Origin of the sequence: Citrobacter sp. LUTT5, from assembly GCF_009905315.1 — a bacterium.
GTDB lineage: Bacteria > Pseudomonadota > Gammaproteobacteria > Enterobacterales > Enterobacteriaceae > Citrobacter > Citrobacter freundii.
The window spans coordinates 3,570,335-3,586,669 of sequence record NZ_CP047606.1 but is presented as its reverse complement, the minus strand read 5'-3'; the positions used below and the strand labels follow the sequence as shown (position 1 = coordinate 3,586,669).

The window sequence follows — 16,335 nt, the reverse complement described above, 5'->3', positions numbered from 1 at the left end:
ACTCAACCCTGTAAAATTTTGTCCATTATGCGGCCTGGCAACAGGCGTTTAAGTAGCATCACTGCCCAGGTCACCAGCGTAACCGGATAACGTAGCTTTGGTTTATCGCTCTCAAATGCATGACGTACTTTGGCGACAACCGCTTCTGGTCCCAGCGTAAAACGCGCGGCAATGCCGGGGTTCTCGACGGGCTTATCGCTCTGGGTCTGGTTGACGTTTTCGGTAAAGCGGGTACGGATGGGGCCGGGCTCAATCAGGCTGACCTTAATGCCGCTGTGGCGCAGTTCCATACGCAGCGCGTCGGACCAGGCTTCCAGCGCATATTTACTGGCGGCATAGGCGCCGCGTCCCGGCGTTGAGATCAATCCCATCACCGATGAAGTCATCACGATACGCCCTTCGCCGTGAGGGAGCATAGCGGGCAACAGGCGCATGGTAAGCTGATGTGCGCCAAAGAAGTTGGCGGAAAATTGCTGTTCCATCTGTTCACGGCTGATGGTGGGCAGGGGACCATAGACACCGTATCCGGCGTTGTTAAAGATCCCATATAAACGATTATCGGTCAGGGCGATCACTTCATCGGCGGCACGATTCACGCTTTCGGGTGAATCCAGATCCAGCAATATGCCAGTGAATCCCATACTGTTCATACGCGCGACATCGTCAGGTTTGCGACAGCCTGCCAGAATTTGAAAACCCTGGCGCTTTAGTTCAAGCGCGCTTTCCAGACCGATTCCGCTGGAACATCCTGTTATTAAGACCGATTTTTGCATAACTTTACCTGTCAGGATCTCCGTAGCATTACGACTCATGATTTACTAGAGGTGTGAGATGTTGCGCCATCCAGTCGGCAATAAACGGCTGAGCGTCACGGTTAGGATGAATACCATCATCCTGCATCCACTGGGGTTTCAGATAAACCTCTTCCATAAAAAATGGCAGCAGAGGAATATCAAACTCTTTGGCGAGCTTTGGATAAATCGCGCTAAAGGTTTCATTATAACGGCGACCATAATTTGCTGGCAGACGAATTTGCATCAGCAGCGGTTCGGCATTTGCCGCTTTCACATCCTGCAGAATCGTGCGCAGGGTTTGTTCGGTTTGCGCAGGCGCAAATCCGCGCAGGCCATCGTTACCGCCAAGTTCGACCAGCACCCAGCGCGGCTGGTGCTGCTTGAGTAATGCAGGCAGACGGGCCAGACCTTGCTGTGAGGTGTCGCCGCTAATGCTGGCATTCACGACTGGCGTTTTGGTTTGCCATTTATCATTAAGTAGCGCAGGCCACGCGGCGCTGGCGGACATACGGTATCCGGCGCTCAGGCTGTCACCCAGAATTAATAACGTGTCCGCAGCGGCGGCGCGGAAAGTTAACAGGACCAGGAACAGGAAAGGCCAATGCCAGCGGAAAACATTGTTGAAGTTCATCATCTTAAGAAATCCGTCGGTCAGGGTGATCAAGAGCTATCCATCCTTACCGGAGTTGAACTGGTTGTCAAACGCGCCGAGACCATTGCGTTGATTGGCGAGTCGGGATCGGGGAAATCCACGCTGCTGGCGATCCTCGCCGGGCTGGACGATGGCTCCAGCGGTGAAGTCAGCCTGGTGGGGCAGGCACTGCACACTATGGACGAAGAAGCCCGGGCGCAGCTGCGGGCGCGGCACGTGGGTTTTGTCTTCCAGTCATTCATGTTAATTCCAACCCTCAACGCGCTGGAAAACGTCGAACTACCCGCGCTGCTACGCGGCGAAAATAGCGGAAAAAGTCGTGACGGGGCAAAAACGCTGCTGGAGCAACTGGGGTTGGGAAAACGCCTTGATCATCTTCCGGCCCAGCTTTCCGGCGGGGAGCAGCAACGCGTAGCGCTGGCACGGGCGTTTAACGGACGGCCTGACGTGCTGTTTGCCGATGAACCAACGGGCAATCTGGACCGCCAGACCGGAGACAAAATCGCCGACCTGCTGTTTTCTCTGAACCGGGAACACGGTACCACCCTGATTCTGGTGACCCATGACCCGCAGCTGGCGGCGCGTTGCGATAGGCGTTTACGCCTGGTGAACGGACAGTTGCAGGAGGAGGCATGATTGCACGCTGGTTCTGGCGCGAATGGCGCTCGCCTTCATTACTGATTGTCTGGCTGGCGTTAAGCCTGGCGGTGGCCTGTGTACTGGCGCTGGGCAATATCAGCGATCGCATGGAAAAAGGGCTGAGCCAGCAAAGCCGTGAGTTTATGGCGGGGGACCGGTCGCTGCAAAGTTCGCGCGCTGTGCCGAAAGCGTGGATTGACGAGGCGCGACAGCGTGGTCTGAACGTGGGTGAACAGCTAACCTTTGCCACCATGACCTTTGCCCGGGATACGCCTCAACTGGCGAACGTCAAGGCAGTGGATGATGTGTATCCGATGTACGGCACGCTGCAAACCAATCCGCCGGGGCTGAAACCGCAGCCGGGCTCAGTGCTGTTGGCCCCGCGTCTGATGGCGCTACTCAACTTAAAAATCGGTGATTCCATCGACGTTGGCGATGCCACCCTGCGCATCGCCGGAGAAGTGGTGCAGGAACCGGATTCCGGTTTTAATCCCTTCCAGATAGCGCCGCGCCTGATGATGAACATGGCGGATGTCGAAAAAACGGCGGCGGTCCAGCCGGGAAGCCGTGTGACCTGGCGCTATAAATTTGGTGGTACGCCACAGCAGCTGGAAGCCTATGAAAAATGGCTGCTTCCGCAGTTAAAGCCAGAACAGCGTTGGTATGGGCTGGAGCAGGATGAAGGGGCGTTGGGGAAATCACTGGAGCGTTCGCAACAGTTCCTGCTGCTGTCGGCACTGTTAACGCTACTGCTGGCGGTTGCTGCCGTTGCCGTGGCGATGAATCATTACTGTCGCAGTCGTTACGATTTGGTGGCGATATTAAAAACGCTCGGCGCGGGCAGGGCGCAGCTGCGCAAGCTGATTATCGGCCAGTGGCTGATGGTGCTGACGCTTTCTGGCGTGACCGGCGGGCTGTTCGGGCTGTTATTTGAGCGGGTGCTGGTGGTATTACTGAAGCCAGTTCTGCCCGGTGAGCTGCCGCCCGCCAGCCTGTGGCCGTGGCTGTGGGCACTCGGTACGATGGCCGTCATTTCTCTGCTGGTGGGGCTACGCCCTTATCGCCTGCTGCTGGCGACGCAGCCGCTGCGGGTACTGCGTCGCGACGTGGTGGCAAACGTCTGGCCGCTTAAGGTCTATCTGCCCGTAGCAACGATAGTTGTGGTTGCGCTGCTGGCCGGATTGATGGGCGGAAGTATGCTGCTGTGGGCGGTACTGGTCGGGGCTGTGGTGCTGGCGCTGCTGTGCGGCGTGTTGGGCTGGATGTTGCTTAACCTGCTGCGTGGTCTGACGCTGACCTCGCTGCCGCTGCGTTTGGCGGTCAGCCGGCTGTTGCGCCAGCCGTGGTCAACGCTGAGTCAACTGTCGGCATTTTCGCTCTCCTTTATGCTGCTGGCGCTGTTGCTGGTGCTGCGTGGCGATCTCCTCGACCGCTGGCAGCAGCAAATGCCGCCGGAAAGTCCAAACTATTTTCTGATCAACATTGCCACTGAGCAGGTGGCTCCGCTGAAGGCTTTCCTTGCTGAGCATCAGGTGATCCCGGAGTCGTTCTACCCGATAGTGCGGGCCCGTCTGACGGCGATCAATGAGAAATCGACCGAAGGCAATCAGGATGAAGCGCTGAACCGCGAGCTTAATCTGACCTGGCAGGATACCCGCCCGGATCATAACCCGATCGTTGCCGGGAGCTGGCCGCCAAAAGCGGGCGAAGTGTCGATGGAAGAGGGGCTGGCGAAACGACTGAGCGTTAAGCTTGGCGATCGGGTGACCTTTATGGGGGATACCCAGGATTTCAGCGCTACGGTCAGCAGTCTGCGCAAAGTGGACTGGGAAAGCCTGCGACCAAACTTTTTCTTTATCTTCCCTTCTGGCGCGCTGGATGCTCAGCCACAAAGCTGGTTAACCAGCTTTCGCTGGGAGAACGGCAACGGCATGCTGACGCAGCTTAACCGCGAATTCCCGACTATCAGCCTGCTGGATATTGGTGCCATTCTCAAACAGGTGAGTCAGGTGCTGGAGCAGGTGAGCCGCGCGCTGGAGGTGATGGTAGTGCTGGTCACCGCTTGCGGTATGTTGCTGCTATTGGCGCAGGTGCAGGTCGGGATGCGTCAGCGTCATCAGGAACTGGTGGTCTGGCGCACGCTGGGAGCGGGTAAGAAGCTGCTGCGTACCACGCTGTGGTGCGAGTTCGCGATGCTCGGGATGGTCGCCGGACTGGTGGCGGCCATCGGGGCGGAAACTGCGCTGGCGGTGCTGCAAACCCGCGTGTTTGATTTCCCCTGGGAGCCAGACTGGCGGCTGTGGGTTGTGTTGCCGCTTTGTGGGGCATTGCTGCTCTCTCTCTGCGGCGGATGGCTCGGTTCACGTCTTCTTAAAGGCAAAGCGCTGTTCCGTCAGTTCAGCAGTTAATTCATATTCGTGATGATTACGCACCGGTTTTTTTAAATCGGTGCGTTTTTTTATCTATGTAGCACAAAATGATAACTCATTGATATTTAACAGCACAGAACAATAAAAACCCGACAACACGAGTGTATTAATAAACGTTAATATTTGTATGCTGAATAATTGGCAGGCTATCTATCAAGGTACAAATAATGACTATAAAAAAAACGGCGCTGGCGGTATCGATCGGCGCAGCAGTGGCATTAACGACTTTCGCCTCCCAGGCGGAAATCACGGTCCTGAAACAAGATCCGCAGGCGGGCAACCCGCTGAGCCGTCTTAATTTCACCGTCGGCGGGAGTATTCGTCCGCAGTTCCAGAATATGGCCGGTGACGATGGCAAGAATGGCTACAAACGTAATGGCTTCGACGGTGGAACGCGTTTCCGCTTCGCTGCTGACTACTATCTGTTTGATGACATCAGTTGGGTGAGCTATTACGAGCTGGGCGTTAACTTCCCGGCGATGTTCAACTGGGACAATCACTATGCTAACGGCGCCAACGATACTACGCGTCGTATGCTGTACACCGGTCTGAAGAGCGCGACCTGGGGTACGCTGACCTTCGGTCAACAGAACAGCATTTACTATGATGTGGTGGGTGCGAAAACGGATATCTGGGACTACGACATGATCGGCCAGGCGCCAGGTAACGGTATCAATGGCGACTACGACGGTTCCTATCGTACACGTAAGTCACTGAAGTATAAAAATACGGTAGGCGATGTTGATCTTTACGCGTCTTATTTGTTCAGCGATGACTACAACCCGAACAACGGTTTGCGCTACAAACGTAAAGGTGGCGGCTCCCTGGGTGTGGATTATCACATCACCGATGACCTGACCTGGGGTACGGCGTGGAACTACACCCGCGCGGAAATGCGTGGCAACACCAGCAAAACCTACGATCAAAACATCGTCGGTACTGCGCTGAGCTGGAAACCGGACAACTGGACCTTCTCGCTGGGCGGCGGTTGGTATCAAAACTTCATGACCACCAAAAAAGTCTCTGTTAATGACTATTTTGCCGGTGACGCCTGGGGTCTGGAATACTTTGCGGGATACACCTTCCCGGTTGGCCAGTATGCGCTGAAATCCGTGCAGCCATACTTTATGGGCGATCGTATTGAATACGTGAATGGCCGTAACTACCTGCGTACCGACAACGGTGTGGGTATCAGCTTCCAGCTGGATTACGGTTTCCGTGTGGATTACGAACACGTCTTCACCTCCAGCACCGACAATCTGGGCGACATGAACCTGGTGCGTCTGCGTTACGACTTCTAATCGAACGCCTGCCGCCCGATGCGTTTATCGGGCCTACGAGAGCAGGGGGATCGCGTTATTTGTAGGCCGGATAAGGCACTTGTGCCGACATCCGGCTTTTTCATGCCTTCTCACATTTAAAAACACACTCTGCAACATCATGAAATAATTTCAAGGACAGCAGGTTGTGATCTGTGTCATGTTAACAATCAGCCTGTTAACAGGCCAACAAGAACAACGCCGCAAGAACGGCGTGAGACATGACACCACAACGTTAAAATGGAGAGATTATGGGATTGCGTCAGAGTTTACGCGTCGCGACCGGGGCGCTGTTACTGGCCTGTGGATTACAATTTGCTCATGCGAACAGTGATCCGCACACCATCGTATTTGGCGTCGCACCTGGGCCGTACGGCGATATGGTAAAACAAGCCATTGCCCCTACGCTGAAAGAGAAAGGCTATAAGGTAGTAGTGCGCGAATTCAGCGACTACGTGCAACCTAACATGGCGCTCTCCAATGGCAGCATCGATGCTAACCTGTTCCAGCATTCACTCTACTTTGACAAATTCACCGCCGATAAAGGCCTGAAGCTGAGCAAGCTGATTGTGGTCCCGACGGCCGGGATGGGTTTTTACTCACATAAAATCAAAAGCCTGGATGAGTTGAAAAAAGGGGATGTGATCACGCTTTCCAACGATCCCACCAACCTGGCTCGCGGTCTGCGTTTCCTGCAGTCTATTGGCCTTATCACCATCAAAGATAACATCGATCCAACTAAAGCCTCCGAGCGCGATATCGCCAGCAACCCAAAAGGGCTGGTGTTTAAACCGCTGGAAGCGGCACAGCTGCCGCGTACGCTGGACGGTGTGACCGGTGCGCTGGTCAACGGCAACTTTGCCGTAGCGGCAAAACTGGATCTCGCCAGCGCCATCAAGCAGGAACACCTGGACGAAAATCTGAAAAATATCATCGCGGTACGCAGTGAAGATGCGGATAAACCATTTGCGAAAGATATTGTCGAGGCGGTGAAATCTCCGGCGTATCGTGCGGTGATCGACGATCCGCAAAATATCTACAGCGCCTTCCAGAAACCGGAATGGATGTCGGCAGCCCAATAATCGCTGCGCACAAGGGTTAACAGGGGCAGCGACGACTGCCCTTTTCGCATTTCTGAGGTGGCTATGATTGAGATTGAGAAAGTTTGCGTGGATTTTAGCGCAGGCCGTGGAGCATCAACCCGGGCGGTTGATGACGTTAGCTTGCGCATTGGCGCAGGTGAGATATTTGGCATTGTCGGGACCAGCGGCGCGGGAAAAAGTACGCTGCTGCGCACCCTGAACGCCTTAACGCGTCCGAGCCAGGGAAGCGTGAAGGTGAACGGCGTAGAAATTTCCGCACTGGAAGGCGTGCATCTACGTAAAGCCCGTCAGCGTATCGGGATGATTTTTCAACATTTTAATCTGATGCATACCCGTACCGTGGCGCAAAACGTCGCCTTTAGCCTGAAGGCTGCCGGATGGGAACGCAGTAAAATTGGCCCGCGCGTGAGCGAAATTCTGTCGCTGGTGGGGCTGTCAGACAAGGCGAACCGCTTTCCGGTTCAGCTCAGCGGTGGGCAAAAGCAGCGTGTGGGTATTGCCCGCGCAATTGCCAATCACCCGGATGTGCTGCTGTGTGATGAACCCACTTCCGCGTTAGATCTCGAAACCTCGGCCACGATTCTGGCTTTGCTTAAGCAGATCAACCAACAGTTGGGGATCACGATCGTGCTGATCACCCATGAGATGAACGTGATCAAATCGATTTGCGATCGCGTGGCGGTGATGTCCGGTGGCAAGGTAGTGGAGTCTGGCGAGGTGTTTGATGTTTTTGCTCACCCGCAGCACGCTTTCACTCAGCAACTGGTGTCGCATACCCTCAATCTGACGTTACCCGACCGTCTGCGCCAGCATCTGCCTGGCCAGTTGCTAAAAATTCTGTTCATCGGTGATTCGGCAGAACAGCCGGTGTTGTCAGAAGTGGCGGTTAAATTTGGCGTGGCGGTGAACATTCTGCACGGCAAAATTGAATATATCGGCGAACGTGCGCTGGGGATTCTGGTGGTGCAACTGACCGCGCCGCATAACCCTTCTGCGGTGGATGTCGCCGTGGAACATATTCGTCAACGTACTGCACAGGTGGAGGTGATTCGTGGATGATTTATTGCCTGATTTGACGCTGGCGTTTAATGAAACCTTCCAGATGCTGAGCATCTCTACGCTGTTGGCGATTATTGGCGGTCTGCCGCTCGGTTTTCTTATTTTCGTTACCGACCGGCATTTATTCTGGCAGAACCGTTTTGTGTATCTGCTCAGCTCCGTGCTGGTGAATATTATCCGCTCGGTGCCGTTTGTGATCCTGCTGGTTCTGTTGTTGCCGCTAACCCAGTTTTTGCTCGGCAATACCATTGGACCCATCGCGGCGTCGGTTCCGCTGTCGGTAGCAGCAATTGCTTTCTATGCCCGTCTGGTTGATAGCGCGCTACGTGAAGTCGATAAAGGCATTATCGAGGCGGCGGAAGCGTTTGGCGCCAGCCCGATGCGCATCATCTGCACCGTTCTGTTACCGGAGGCGAGCGCGGGTCTGCTGCGTGGGCTGACGATAACGCTGGTGAGTCTGATCGGTTACTCCGCAATGGCCGGTATCGTTGGCGGCGGTGGAGTCGGCGACCTGGCGATTCGCTTTGGTTATTACCGCTACGAAACCCAGGTCATGATCGTCACCGTGGTGGCGCTGATTATTCTGGTGCAGGTCGTTCAGGTGCTGGGCGACTGGTTGGCGAAACGCGCAGACAAGCGCGACAGACATTGATTACTGTACGCTAAGCCAGTCAGCCACCTCCTGCCATGAGCCGCGAAAGACGATTTTCGCGGCTTTCTTTTCCAGCTGATAGCGATACATCGGGTCGTAATACTCGTTGAGCAACGGTACCAGCCAGCTCATATGCGCGTCGGTGCTGCCCGTTGCCTGCTGTTCGCGCAGAGCCACGTCGAGCAGGGTGGTCAGCTCGGCAAAACGTTGCAAACCCAGACGACGGCGGATAGCAAACAGACCGTGGTGCAGATACTCGCTGTACTCCTGCCAGCCCTGACTCTCGCCATAAGCGTGAGTGAAATCGTGGTGCATGCGCACAAAATACTCTTCGCGCAGCCGCTCCAGCCGTAGCTCAAAAGGATCGTCCACCACCGCAATAGCGGCCTGGCTCATGCGTTCGCGCAAACATTCGGGCAGATGATTAGCGCCGATCATGCGGCCTTCGTCCTCAAGTACCCACAGACGCAGATCCTGACGGCTGTCGGTTTTCAGCATTTCGACCGCCAGCAAGTTTTCAAAGCTTGCCTGGCTCAGCTGCGGCTCAACGGTGCGACCAAACGAGGAACCGCGATGGTGCGCCAGACCTTCAAGGTCAATGCCGTTCGGCTGCTGTTGCACCAACTGCGTTTTACCGTTCCCGGTACAGCCGCCAATTAAGACGATCGGTTTTTGCACCAGTTCTTCAGTCAGTTGAATCGCCGCCTGACGCAATGCTTTATAACCGCCTTGTATTAGCGGGTAGTCAGTACCGGACTCGTGCAGCCACTGCTGCACAATGTGCGAGCGCTGGCCGCCGCGCGCGCAGCATAAATATCCTTTTGGGTGCTGGCGACAAGCATTTAGCCAGGCCTTCATGCGTTGCTGGCGAGTCTCGTCACAGACCAGTTGATGGCCGAGCGCGAGGGCGGCCTCAGGCCCCTGACGTTTATAACAGGTACCCACGGCGGCACGTTCGTCATCGTTCATTAAGGGAAGGTTTATTGCGCCCGGCATGGCGCCCTGCTGAAATTCGACGGGGGCGCGTACATCGATTAAAGGCGTACCGGCGAGCAGAATTGCGCGATAGTCCGTTCCATCGTTCATGTTTGATCCTGAAAATACAAAACAGCAATGGAGGGGATTTTACGCGCCAGGAGAGGGGCCGGGGAAGGATAAAATCCATTCCCCGGCATTAATGGCTTATTTCAGCTTTGACTGCGCCCAGATAATACCGCTGGCATATTCCGGCGGCAGCAGGGGGATAAGCGCTTCCAGTGTCGCGCTAAGGCGCGCGGTATCGCTGTCGCTCAGGTTCAGGTGACCCACCTTACGCCCTTCACGCACTTCTTTGTCATACCAGTGCAGGTGTACCAGCGGTAGCTTCAGCCAGTCGTAGTTCAGGTCGCTACCAATCAGGTTTACCATCACCGAAGGATGGTTCACCACCGGCGTCGGTAACGGCAGGTTGGTAATGGCACGCAGGTGCAGCTCAAACTGGCTGATGCTGGCGCCGTTTTGCGTCCAGTGTCCGCTGTTGTGCACGCGCGGAGCCAGTTCGTTGATCAGCAGACCTTCCGGGGTGATGAAACATTCCATCGCCATCACGCCGACATAGCCCAGCTCCTGCATGATGGCGGAGAGCATCGCTTCAGCCTGTGCCTGCTGTCTGGCGTTAGCCTGCGGGAACACCACGCTGGTGCGCAGAATGCCGTCCTGATGCAGGTTATGGGTTAGCGGATAGAAAACGGTGCTGCCGTCATGCGCCCGAGCGCCAACCAGTGAGACTTCGCCAGAGAAGTTGATTCCCCGCTCGACGATGCACTCGCCATAGCAATCATCCGGCAGTTGTGCGGTTTCATTTGCGCGCAAACGCCACTGCCCACGACCGTCGTAGCCGCCGACGCGACGTTTGACGATCGCCAGCTCGCCGAGTTTGTCGAATACCGCAGACCATTCGCTTTTATCTGCCAGCAGTTGCCACGGCGCAGTCGCCAGACCGAGCTTGTCAAAAAGCTGCTTTTGCGTCAGACGGTCGGCAATAATCGGGAAGACGTCGCGGTTAACAAATGCCGGGTGGCGCGCCAGTTCGCGGGTGAGTGCCGTTTCCGGCCAGCGCTCAATCTCAGCGGTGATCACGCTTTGCTGAAAAGGGACAGCAGCCGGTTCAGCGTCCAGCCCGACGGGCCAGACCGCAATGCCCAGCGGCTCGCCGGCCTGACGCAGCATGCGTCCTAGCTGACCGTTACCGAGTACGCAGACCTGCTTCATGCCGCACCTCGCGGGTCCGGGTTTTCCAGCACTTCATCGGTTTGTGCTTTGCGCCAGTCGTCCAGACGCTGGTGTAATGCTTTGTCGTGTGTAGCCAGAATTTGCGCTGCCAGTAGGGCCGCATTGGCCGCGCCCGCTTTGCCGATCGCCAGTGTTCCAACGGGAATACCGCGAGGCATTTGAACAATGGAGTAGAGGCTATCTACACCGCTCAACGCTGCGCTTTGCACCGGGACGCCTAAAACAGGCACCAGCGTTTTCGCCGCAATCATGCCAGGCAAATGCGCTGCGCCACCGGCTCCGGCAATAATCACCTGATAACCGTTCTCTTCAGCGCTTTCGGCGAAGCTGAACAATTTGTCTGGGGTGCGGTGGGCGGAGACGACTTCAACATGATGCGGAACGTCCAGGATTTCGAAGATTTCGGCGGCGAACTGCATGGTAGCCCAGTCGCTTTTGGACCCCATCACGATGGCGACACGCGCCGGATTATTGCGGGAAGACATGCGTCTGAAAACTCCTGTGGTGCACTACACTCGACTTTTGAGGCCACAGAGAATAGCATAATTAACCTTCAAGGAAAACGATTGCGCGCTTTACACTTCACTCTTCAAGCTGCCTCTTTGTTGGCTGCATCTGCTCACCCCAGTCACTTACTTTTGTAAGCTCCCGGGGACTCACAGATTTGCCGCCTCGATGCAACTCGAATTGTTTTGTGTAAAGAGGAGCTGGATATCTGCAGAATTAAAACGGAAACGCGATTAGCTCAACGTCGCTGGGCGTGACTTTCACCATTGAGCCTTCGGTATGCCATGCGCCTAATACCACGCGGAAAGCGGGTTGCTCATTGGCCGTGAGTTCGTGGACAGCCGGACGGTGTGTATGTCCGTGAATTAACCACTGGACCTGATGTTTTTCCATCTCGTTAATCACGGCCTGCGGATTCACATCCATGATTTCCAGCGATTTACTGCTGTTGGCGGCTTTACTGTTGGCGCGCATTTTTGCGGCAATGCGCTGGCGAACAAACAGGGGCAGGGCGAGAAACAGCTTCTGTAGCCAGGGTTGATGTACTTTGGCGCGAAACGCCTGATAGCCTGCGTCGTCGGTGCATAAGGTGTCGCCATGCATGATCAGAACCTTGCGGCCATACAGGTCGAGCACTTTTTCTTCGGGAAGCAAGGTCATGCCGCTCGCACGGGCAAAACGCTTGCCGAGCAGAAAATCACGGTTGCCGTGAATAAAAAAGCAGGGGACGCCGGAATCTGCCAGCGTTTTTATCGCTGCGGCCATTTCATGATGCAGTGGATTCGGGTCGTCGTCGCCAATCCAGGCTTCAAACAGGTCGCCGAGAATGTATAGCGCATCGGCATTGCGTGCATCGCCGGCTAAAAAACGCAGAAAACCGGCGGTGATCGCCGGTTCTTCTGTGCAGAGGTGAAGATCTGCAATAAACAGTGTCGCCACGATTACTCGCTGACGGTCACGTTTTCAATGATGACGTCTTCTTTTGGCACATCCTGGTGCATGCCGCTGCGACCGGTGGAAACGCCTTTGATTTTATCAACCACGTCCATGCCTTCAACAACTTCAGCGAACACGCAGTAACCCCAACCCTGCATGCTTTCACCGGAGAAGTTCAGGAAGTCGTTGTCAGCAACGTTGATGAAGAACTGTGCGGTTGCGGAGTGCGGAGCCTGAGTACGCGCCATTGCCAGCGTACCACGGGTATTTTTCAGACCGTTGTTCGCTTCGTTTTTGATCGCTTCTTTCGTGGCTTTTTGCTTCATGCCTGGCTCGAAACCGCCGCCCTGGATCATGAAACCGTTAATAACACGGTGGAAAATGGTGTTGTTGTAAAAACCTTCGCGGCAGTAGTCCAGGAAGTTTTTAACTGTTTCAGGCGCTTTATCATCAAACGTTTTGATTACGATATCGCCGTGATTAGTGTGGAAAGTAACCATTTTTGCATCCTGTTCCGATAGATTGGTGCTTCGACCCCGTCAAGGGTCAGAGTTAGGGGTGTGTTATAGCATAACCGCAAGCTGTGATCACCTCGCAAAGTGTGCTGCTTCCGGTCTAAATTATGGGTATTATACAGACTTTACTATCCACACACGTCTACACGGAATCTTCGATGTTAAAAATCTTTAATACACTGACGCGCCAAAAAGAGGAATTCAAACCTATTCATGCCGGGGAAGTCGGCATGTACGTGTGTGGTATTACCGTTTACGATCTCTGTCATATTGGCCACGGACGTACCTTTGTTTCTTTCGACGTCGTCGCGCGCTACCTGCGCTTCCTCGGCTATAAGCTGAAGTATGTACGCAACATTACCGATATTGATGACAAAATCATCAAGCGCGCGAATGAAAACGGTGAAAGCTTTGTCGCGTTGGTCGACAGAATGATCGCGGAAATGCATAGCGATTTCGATGCGCTGAATATTCTGCGCCCGGATCTGGAGCCGCGCGCTACGCACCATATCGCTGAAATTATCGAAATCACTGAGCAGTTGATTGCCAAAGGTCACGCTTACGTTGCTGATAACGGCGACGTGATGTTCGACGTGCCGACTGACCCGAACTACGGTCAGCTGTCACGCCAGGATCTGGATCAGCTGCAGGCGGGTGCTCGCGTTGACGTGGTTGATGTGAAGCGTAACCCGATGGACTTCGTGCTGTGGAAAATGTCCAAAGAAGGCGAGCCGAGCTGGCCGTCTCCATGGGGCGCAGGTCGTCCGGGCTGGCACATCGAATGTTCGGCGATGAACTGCAAACAACTGGGTAACCATTTCGATATTCACGGCGGCGGTTCGGACCTGATGTTCCCGCATCATGAAAACGAAATCGCGCAGTCCACCTGTGCGCATGACGGTGAGTACGTTAATTACTGGATGCACTCCGGGATGGTGATGGTTGACCGCGAGAAAATGTCTAAATCGCTGGGCAACTTCTTTACCGTGCGCGATGTGCTGAAATACTACGACGCCGAAACCATTCGCTACTTCCTGATGTCGGGTCACTATCGTAGCCAGCTCAACTACAGCGAAGAGAACCTGAAACAGGCGCGTTCTGCGCTGGAGCGTCTGTACACTGCACTGCGCGGTACCGACAAATCCGTTGCCCCTGCGGGTGGCGAGGCCTTTGAAGCACGTTTCATTGAAGCGATGGACGATGACTTCAACACGCCGGAAGCTTACTCCGTGCTGTTTGATATGGCGCGTGAAGTTAACCGCCTGAAGGGTGAAGATATGGCGGCGGCTAACGGTATGGCTGCGCATCTGCGCAAGCTCTCCAGCGTGCTGGGACTGCTGGAACAGGATCCGGAAGCGTTCCTGCAAAGCGGGGCGCAGGCGGATGACGGTGAAGTTGCTGAAATTGAAGCGTTAATCCAACAGCGTCTGGATGCGCGTAAAGCGAAAGACTGGGCGGCGGCTGATGCCGCGCGTGACCGTCTCAATGAGATGGGCATCGTGCTGGAAGACGGCCCGCAGGGCACCACCTGGCGTCGTAAGTAACTCTCTATATTGCCGGATGGCGGCTTACGCCTTATCCGGCCTACGATGGAATGATCGGTAGGCCTGATAAGCGTAGCGCCATCAGGCACTATTAATGACGTTTGTACCACCACAGCACACCCATCATCATAACGGCCGGCAGCCATACCCACATCAACTCCGAAGTTATTACCTGATGACCATACGGTGTGGCGTAGCGTGATAGCGCAAACGGGGCGACTTTAATCACCTGCCACGGTGCAAAGAAGCGTTCATCCGACCACGGCCACAGCCAGCCGACGCCTTTGCCGCCTGTCGTAACGGAATCCAGCAGACTGTGTGACAGCAGTGAAACCGTCAGGAATAGCCAGCAGCGAATCAATCCCGCCTTAAACCATCGTCGGCCAATCAATACGCAGAGCAGCGGTACCACGAAGGCGAACAGCAGTGAGTGGGTAAATCCCCGGTGGCCAAACACATTGCCATAGGCGACACCGAACTTAAATGACAACACATCGGCATCTGGCAGCATAGCCAGAACGACGCCAGCAAACAGTAATCGTGGGGGGATGACTTTAAGTCCGAGACCTAACCCTAAACAGAGCGGAACGGCTGCGTGGGTAACAATAGTGGGCATGATGATCGCTTCGTGTGGAAAAACAACATGCTAACAGTTCACTGTGAAGCGGGGATGAAGTCATTATCTGAAAACGAGAGGGAGAAGTGGCCGGATACGGTGTTTACCTCATCCGGCACTTAGGGTCATGCCACGACGCTAATGCTGTGACCTTCAAAGCTCACGGTCTGTCCGGCAACGATTTTGCAGCGTTTACGCGTTTCAACAACACCATCGACCTTCACTAACCCTTCGCCAATAGCAATTTTTGCCTGGGCGCCGCTTTCGCTCCAGCCTTCCAGCTTCAGCAGATCGCAGAGTTCAACATGTGGGTGTTTACCCAGTGAAAATGTGGCCATCTTAAACGTCCTTTACATCATGATATTCAACACACGCCTGCAGCGTGTTTTCGATAAGTGTGGCGACCGTCATTGGGCCTACGCCGCCGGGGACCGGCGTGATATATGACGCGCGTGCGGCAGCATCTTCAAAGACCACATCGCCAACAACCTTACCATTCTCCAGACGGTTGATGCCGACATCAATCACAATCGCACCTTCTTTGATCCACTCGCCAGGAATAAAGCCCGGTTTACCGACGGCAACAATTAGCAGGTCAGCATGCTCAACGTGGCGACGCAGATCTTTGGTGAAGCGATGGGTGACGGTGGTGGTGCAGCCAGCCAGCAGCAGTTCCATGCTCATTGGGCGACCGACGATGTTTGAAGCGCCAATGACGACCGCATTCAGGCCGTAGGTGTCGATGTTGTAACGCTCAAGCAGGGTCACGATACCGCGCGGGGTACAAGGACGCAGGCGCGGCGCACGCTGACACAGGCGACCGACGTTATATGGATGAAAACCGTCAACGTCTTTATCCGGTGCAATACGCTCCAGCACTTTAACGTTGTCGATACCGGCAGGTAACGGCAGCTGTACCAGAATACCGTCAATGGTGGTATCTGCATTGAGCGTATCGATCAGCTCAAGAAGCTCCGCCTCGCTCGTGGTTTCGGGCAGGTCATAGGAGCGGGAGACGAACCCCACTTCGTCGCAGGCTTTGCGTTTACTCGCGACGTAAATTTGCGAAGCCGGATTGCTGCCTACCAGCACAACAGCCAGGCCTGGGGCGCGTAATCCAGCCGCTAAACGCGCCTGAACTTTTTGAGCAACCTCAGAGCGCACCTGCTGCGCAATCGTTTTACCGTCAATAATCTTTGCTGCCATCAGAGAGAGGATTCCGTCTGTTACGTTAAATCGAAGGGGATGCCACTATTTTGTCAGAAGCGGGACGTGCTGTCAGTTTTCGTTTGCGTTTTT

The 16,335-nt window shown here is 54.9% G+C and carries 17 protein-coding genes; 7 read left to right on the top strand and 10 right to left on the bottom strand.

Translation table 11 applies throughout. From position 1 onward, the window contains the following. Positions 1-2: 2 nt before the first annotated feature. Positions 3-812, bottom strand: coding sequence for an SDR family oxidoreductase (locus tag GUC46_RS17320; protein WP_106107985.1), 810 nt, complete (start codon positions 810-812; stop codon positions 3-5). Beyond that, positions 802-1,428, bottom strand: coding sequence for a multifunctional acyl-CoA thioesterase I/protease I/lysophospholipase L1 (tesA, locus tag GUC46_RS17315; RefSeq protein ID WP_003847506.1), 627 nt, complete (start codon positions 1,426-1,428; stop codon positions 802-804). Before tesA ends, GUC46_RS17320 begins: the two co-directional genes overlap by 11 nt. Between tesA and ybbA the strand changes: the two genes are divergently transcribed. From ybbA to GUC46_RS17285, 6 genes are all read left to right on the top strand, one after another. Continuing rightward, positions 1,396-2,082, top strand: a complete 687-nt coding sequence (gene ybbA, locus GUC46_RS17310) for a putative ABC transporter ATP-binding protein YbbA (RefSeq protein ID WP_003021853.1) — start codon at positions 1,396-1,398, stop codon at positions 2,080-2,082. The two genes, tesA and ybbA, sit on opposite strands and share 33 nt — an antisense overlap. Continuing rightward, entirely contained in the window at positions 2,079-4,493 is a 2,415-nt protein-coding gene (gene ybbP / locus GUC46_RS17305; RefSeq protein ID WP_130714913.1) for a putative ABC transporter permease subunit YbbP, read from the top strand. The genes ybbA and ybbP overlap by 4 nt, the downstream gene beginning before the upstream one ends. 188 nt (positions 4,494-4,681) lie before the next feature. Then, on the top strand, positions 4,682-5,815 hold the full coding sequence (locus GUC46_RS17300; protein ID WP_003021860.1) for a porin: 1,134 nt from the start codon (positions 4,682-4,684) through the stop codon (positions 5,813-5,815). A gap of 269 nt (positions 5,816-6,084) precedes the next feature. Further along, a complete protein-coding gene (locus GUC46_RS17295; protein WP_003021862.1) occupies positions 6,085-6,915 on the top strand; it encodes a MetQ/NlpA family ABC transporter substrate-binding protein in 831 nt (276 codons plus the stop codon). Positions 6,916-6,978: 63 nt separating this feature from the next. Then, on the top strand, positions 6,979-7,995 hold the full coding sequence (sfbB, locus tag GUC46_RS17290) for a virulence-associated ABC transporter ATP-binding protein SfbB (RefSeq protein ID WP_032936951.1): 1,017 nt from the start codon (positions 6,979-6,981) through the stop codon (positions 7,993-7,995). After that, complete coding sequence (locus GUC46_RS17285) at positions 7,988-8,647, top strand: methionine ABC transporter permease (RefSeq protein ID WP_003021866.1); 660 nt, start codon at positions 7,988-7,990, stop codon at positions 8,645-8,647. Before sfbB ends, GUC46_RS17285 begins: the two co-directional genes overlap by 8 nt. Here the strand turns inward: GUC46_RS17285 and mnmH are convergent, their stop codons facing one another. The 5 genes from mnmH to ppiB form a co-directional block, all read right to left on the bottom strand. Continuing rightward, positions 8,648-9,733 carry a tRNA 2-selenouridine(34) synthase MnmH gene (mnmH, locus tag GUC46_RS17280; RefSeq protein WP_160180548.1) on the bottom strand — a complete coding sequence of 362 codons (1,086 nt, stop codon included), beginning with the start codon at positions 9,731-9,733 and terminating at the stop codon, positions 8,648-8,650. Between the two features lie 96 nt (positions 9,734-9,829). Continuing rightward, positions 9,830-10,897, bottom strand: a complete 1,068-nt coding sequence (purK, locus tag GUC46_RS17275; RefSeq protein WP_003021869.1) for a 5-(carboxyamino)imidazole ribonucleotide synthase — start codon at positions 10,895-10,897, stop codon at positions 9,830-9,832. Beyond that, positions 10,894-11,403 carry a 5-(carboxyamino)imidazole ribonucleotide mutase gene (purE, locus tag GUC46_RS17270; RefSeq protein ID WP_003835756.1) on the bottom strand — a complete coding sequence of 170 codons (510 nt, stop codon included), beginning with the start codon at positions 11,401-11,403 and terminating at the stop codon, positions 10,894-10,896. The genes purK and purE overlap by 4 nt, the downstream gene beginning before the upstream one ends. Positions 11,404-11,641: 238 nt before the next feature. Next, positions 11,642-12,364, bottom strand: a complete 723-nt coding sequence (lpxH, locus tag GUC46_RS17265; protein WP_130714911.1) for a UDP-2,3-diacylglucosamine diphosphatase — start codon at positions 12,362-12,364, stop codon at positions 11,642-11,644. A gap of 2 nt (positions 12,365-12,366) precedes the next feature. Then, positions 12,367-12,861 (bottom strand): peptidylprolyl isomerase B, encoded by a 495-nt coding sequence (gene ppiB / locus GUC46_RS17260; RefSeq protein ID WP_003021875.1) that lies wholly within the window; start codon positions 12,859-12,861, stop codon positions 12,367-12,369. Positions 12,862-13,034: 173 nt separating this feature from the next. On the opposite strand from ppiB, the gene cysS reads away from it, so the two are divergent. Further along, positions 13,035-14,420 (top strand): cysteine--tRNA ligase, encoded by a 1,386-nt coding sequence (gene cysS, locus GUC46_RS17255; RefSeq protein ID WP_003831109.1) that lies wholly within the window; start codon positions 13,035-13,037, stop codon positions 14,418-14,420. A 91-nt stretch (positions 14,421-14,511) separates the two neighbouring features. Here the strand turns inward: cysS and GUC46_RS17250 are convergent, their stop codons facing one another. The 3 genes from GUC46_RS17250 to folD form a co-directional block, all read right to left on the bottom strand. Next, positions 14,512-15,036 carry a metal-dependent hydrolase gene (locus GUC46_RS17250; protein WP_003835753.1) on the bottom strand — a complete coding sequence of 175 codons (525 nt, stop codon included), beginning with the start codon at positions 15,034-15,036 and terminating at the stop codon, positions 14,512-14,514. A 125-nt stretch (positions 15,037-15,161) separates the two neighbouring features. Continuing rightward, positions 15,162-15,374 carry a ribosome-associated protein YbcJ gene (gene ybcJ / locus GUC46_RS17245; protein ID WP_003021885.1) on the bottom strand — a complete coding sequence of 71 codons (213 nt, stop codon included), beginning with the start codon at positions 15,372-15,374 and terminating at the stop codon, positions 15,162-15,164. 1 nt (position 15,375) lies between these two features. Continuing rightward, the gene (gene folD, locus GUC46_RS17240) at positions 15,376-16,242 is read right to left on the bottom strand and encodes a bifunctional methylenetetrahydrofolate dehydrogenase/methenyltetrahydrofolate cyclohydrolase FolD (protein ID WP_003021887.1); all 867 of its coding nucleotides are present in this window, start codon (positions 16,240-16,242) and stop codon (positions 15,376-15,378) included. Positions 16,243-16,335: the final 93 nt, after the last annotated feature.

Bases quoted from the DNA above. Each gene is read 5' to 3' on its own strand.
- mnmH (WP_160180548.1), bottom strand. From the start codon at position 9,733: ATGAACGATGGAACGGACTATCGCGCAATTCTGCTCGCCGGTACGCCT.
- GUC46_RS17295 (WP_003021862.1), top strand. From the start codon at position 6,085: ATGGGATTGCGTCAGAGTTTACGCGTCGCGACCGGGGCGCTGTTACTG.
- ybcJ (WP_003021885.1), bottom strand. From the start codon at position 15,374: ATGGCCACATTTTCACTGGGTAAACACCCACATGTTGAACTCTGCGAT.
- GUC46_RS17250 (WP_003835753.1), bottom strand. From the start codon at position 15,036: ATGCCCACTATTGTTACCCACGCAGCCGTTCCGCTCTGTTTAGGGTTA.
- purK (WP_003021869.1), bottom strand. From the start codon at position 10,897: ATGAAGCAGGTCTGCGTACTCGGTAACGGTCAGCTAGGACGCATGCTG.
- sfbB (WP_032936951.1), top strand. From the start codon at position 6,979: ATGATTGAGATTGAGAAAGTTTGCGTGGATTTTAGCGCAGGCCGTGGA.
- cysS (WP_003831109.1), top strand. From the start codon at position 13,035: ATGTTAAAAATCTTTAATACACTGACGCGCCAAAAAGAGGAATTCAAA.
- purE (WP_003835756.1), bottom strand. From the start codon at position 11,403: ATGTCTTCCCGCAATAATCCGGCGCGTGTCGCCATCGTGATGGGGTCC.
- folD (WP_003021887.1), bottom strand. From the start codon at position 16,242: ATGGCAGCAAAGATTATTGACGGTAAAACGATTGCGCAGCAGGTGCGC.
- GUC46_RS17320 (WP_106107985.1), bottom strand. From the start codon at position 812: ATGAGTCGTAATGCTACGGAGATCCTGACAGGTAAAGTTATGCAAAAA.
- ybbA (WP_003021853.1), top strand. From the start codon at position 1,396: ATGCCAGCGGAAAACATTGTTGAAGTTCATCATCTTAAGAAATCCGTC.
- ybbP (WP_130714913.1), top strand. From the start codon at position 2,079: ATGATTGCACGCTGGTTCTGGCGCGAATGGCGCTCGCCTTCATTACTG.
- ppiB (WP_003021875.1), bottom strand. From the start codon at position 12,861: ATGGTTACTTTCCACACTAATCACGGCGATATCGTAATCAAAACGTTT.
- tesA (WP_003847506.1), bottom strand. From the start codon at position 1,428: ATGATGAACTTCAACAATGTTTTCCGCTGGCATTGGCCTTTCCTGTTC.
- GUC46_RS17300 (WP_003021860.1), top strand. From the start codon at position 4,682: ATGACTATAAAAAAAACGGCGCTGGCGGTATCGATCGGCGCAGCAGTG.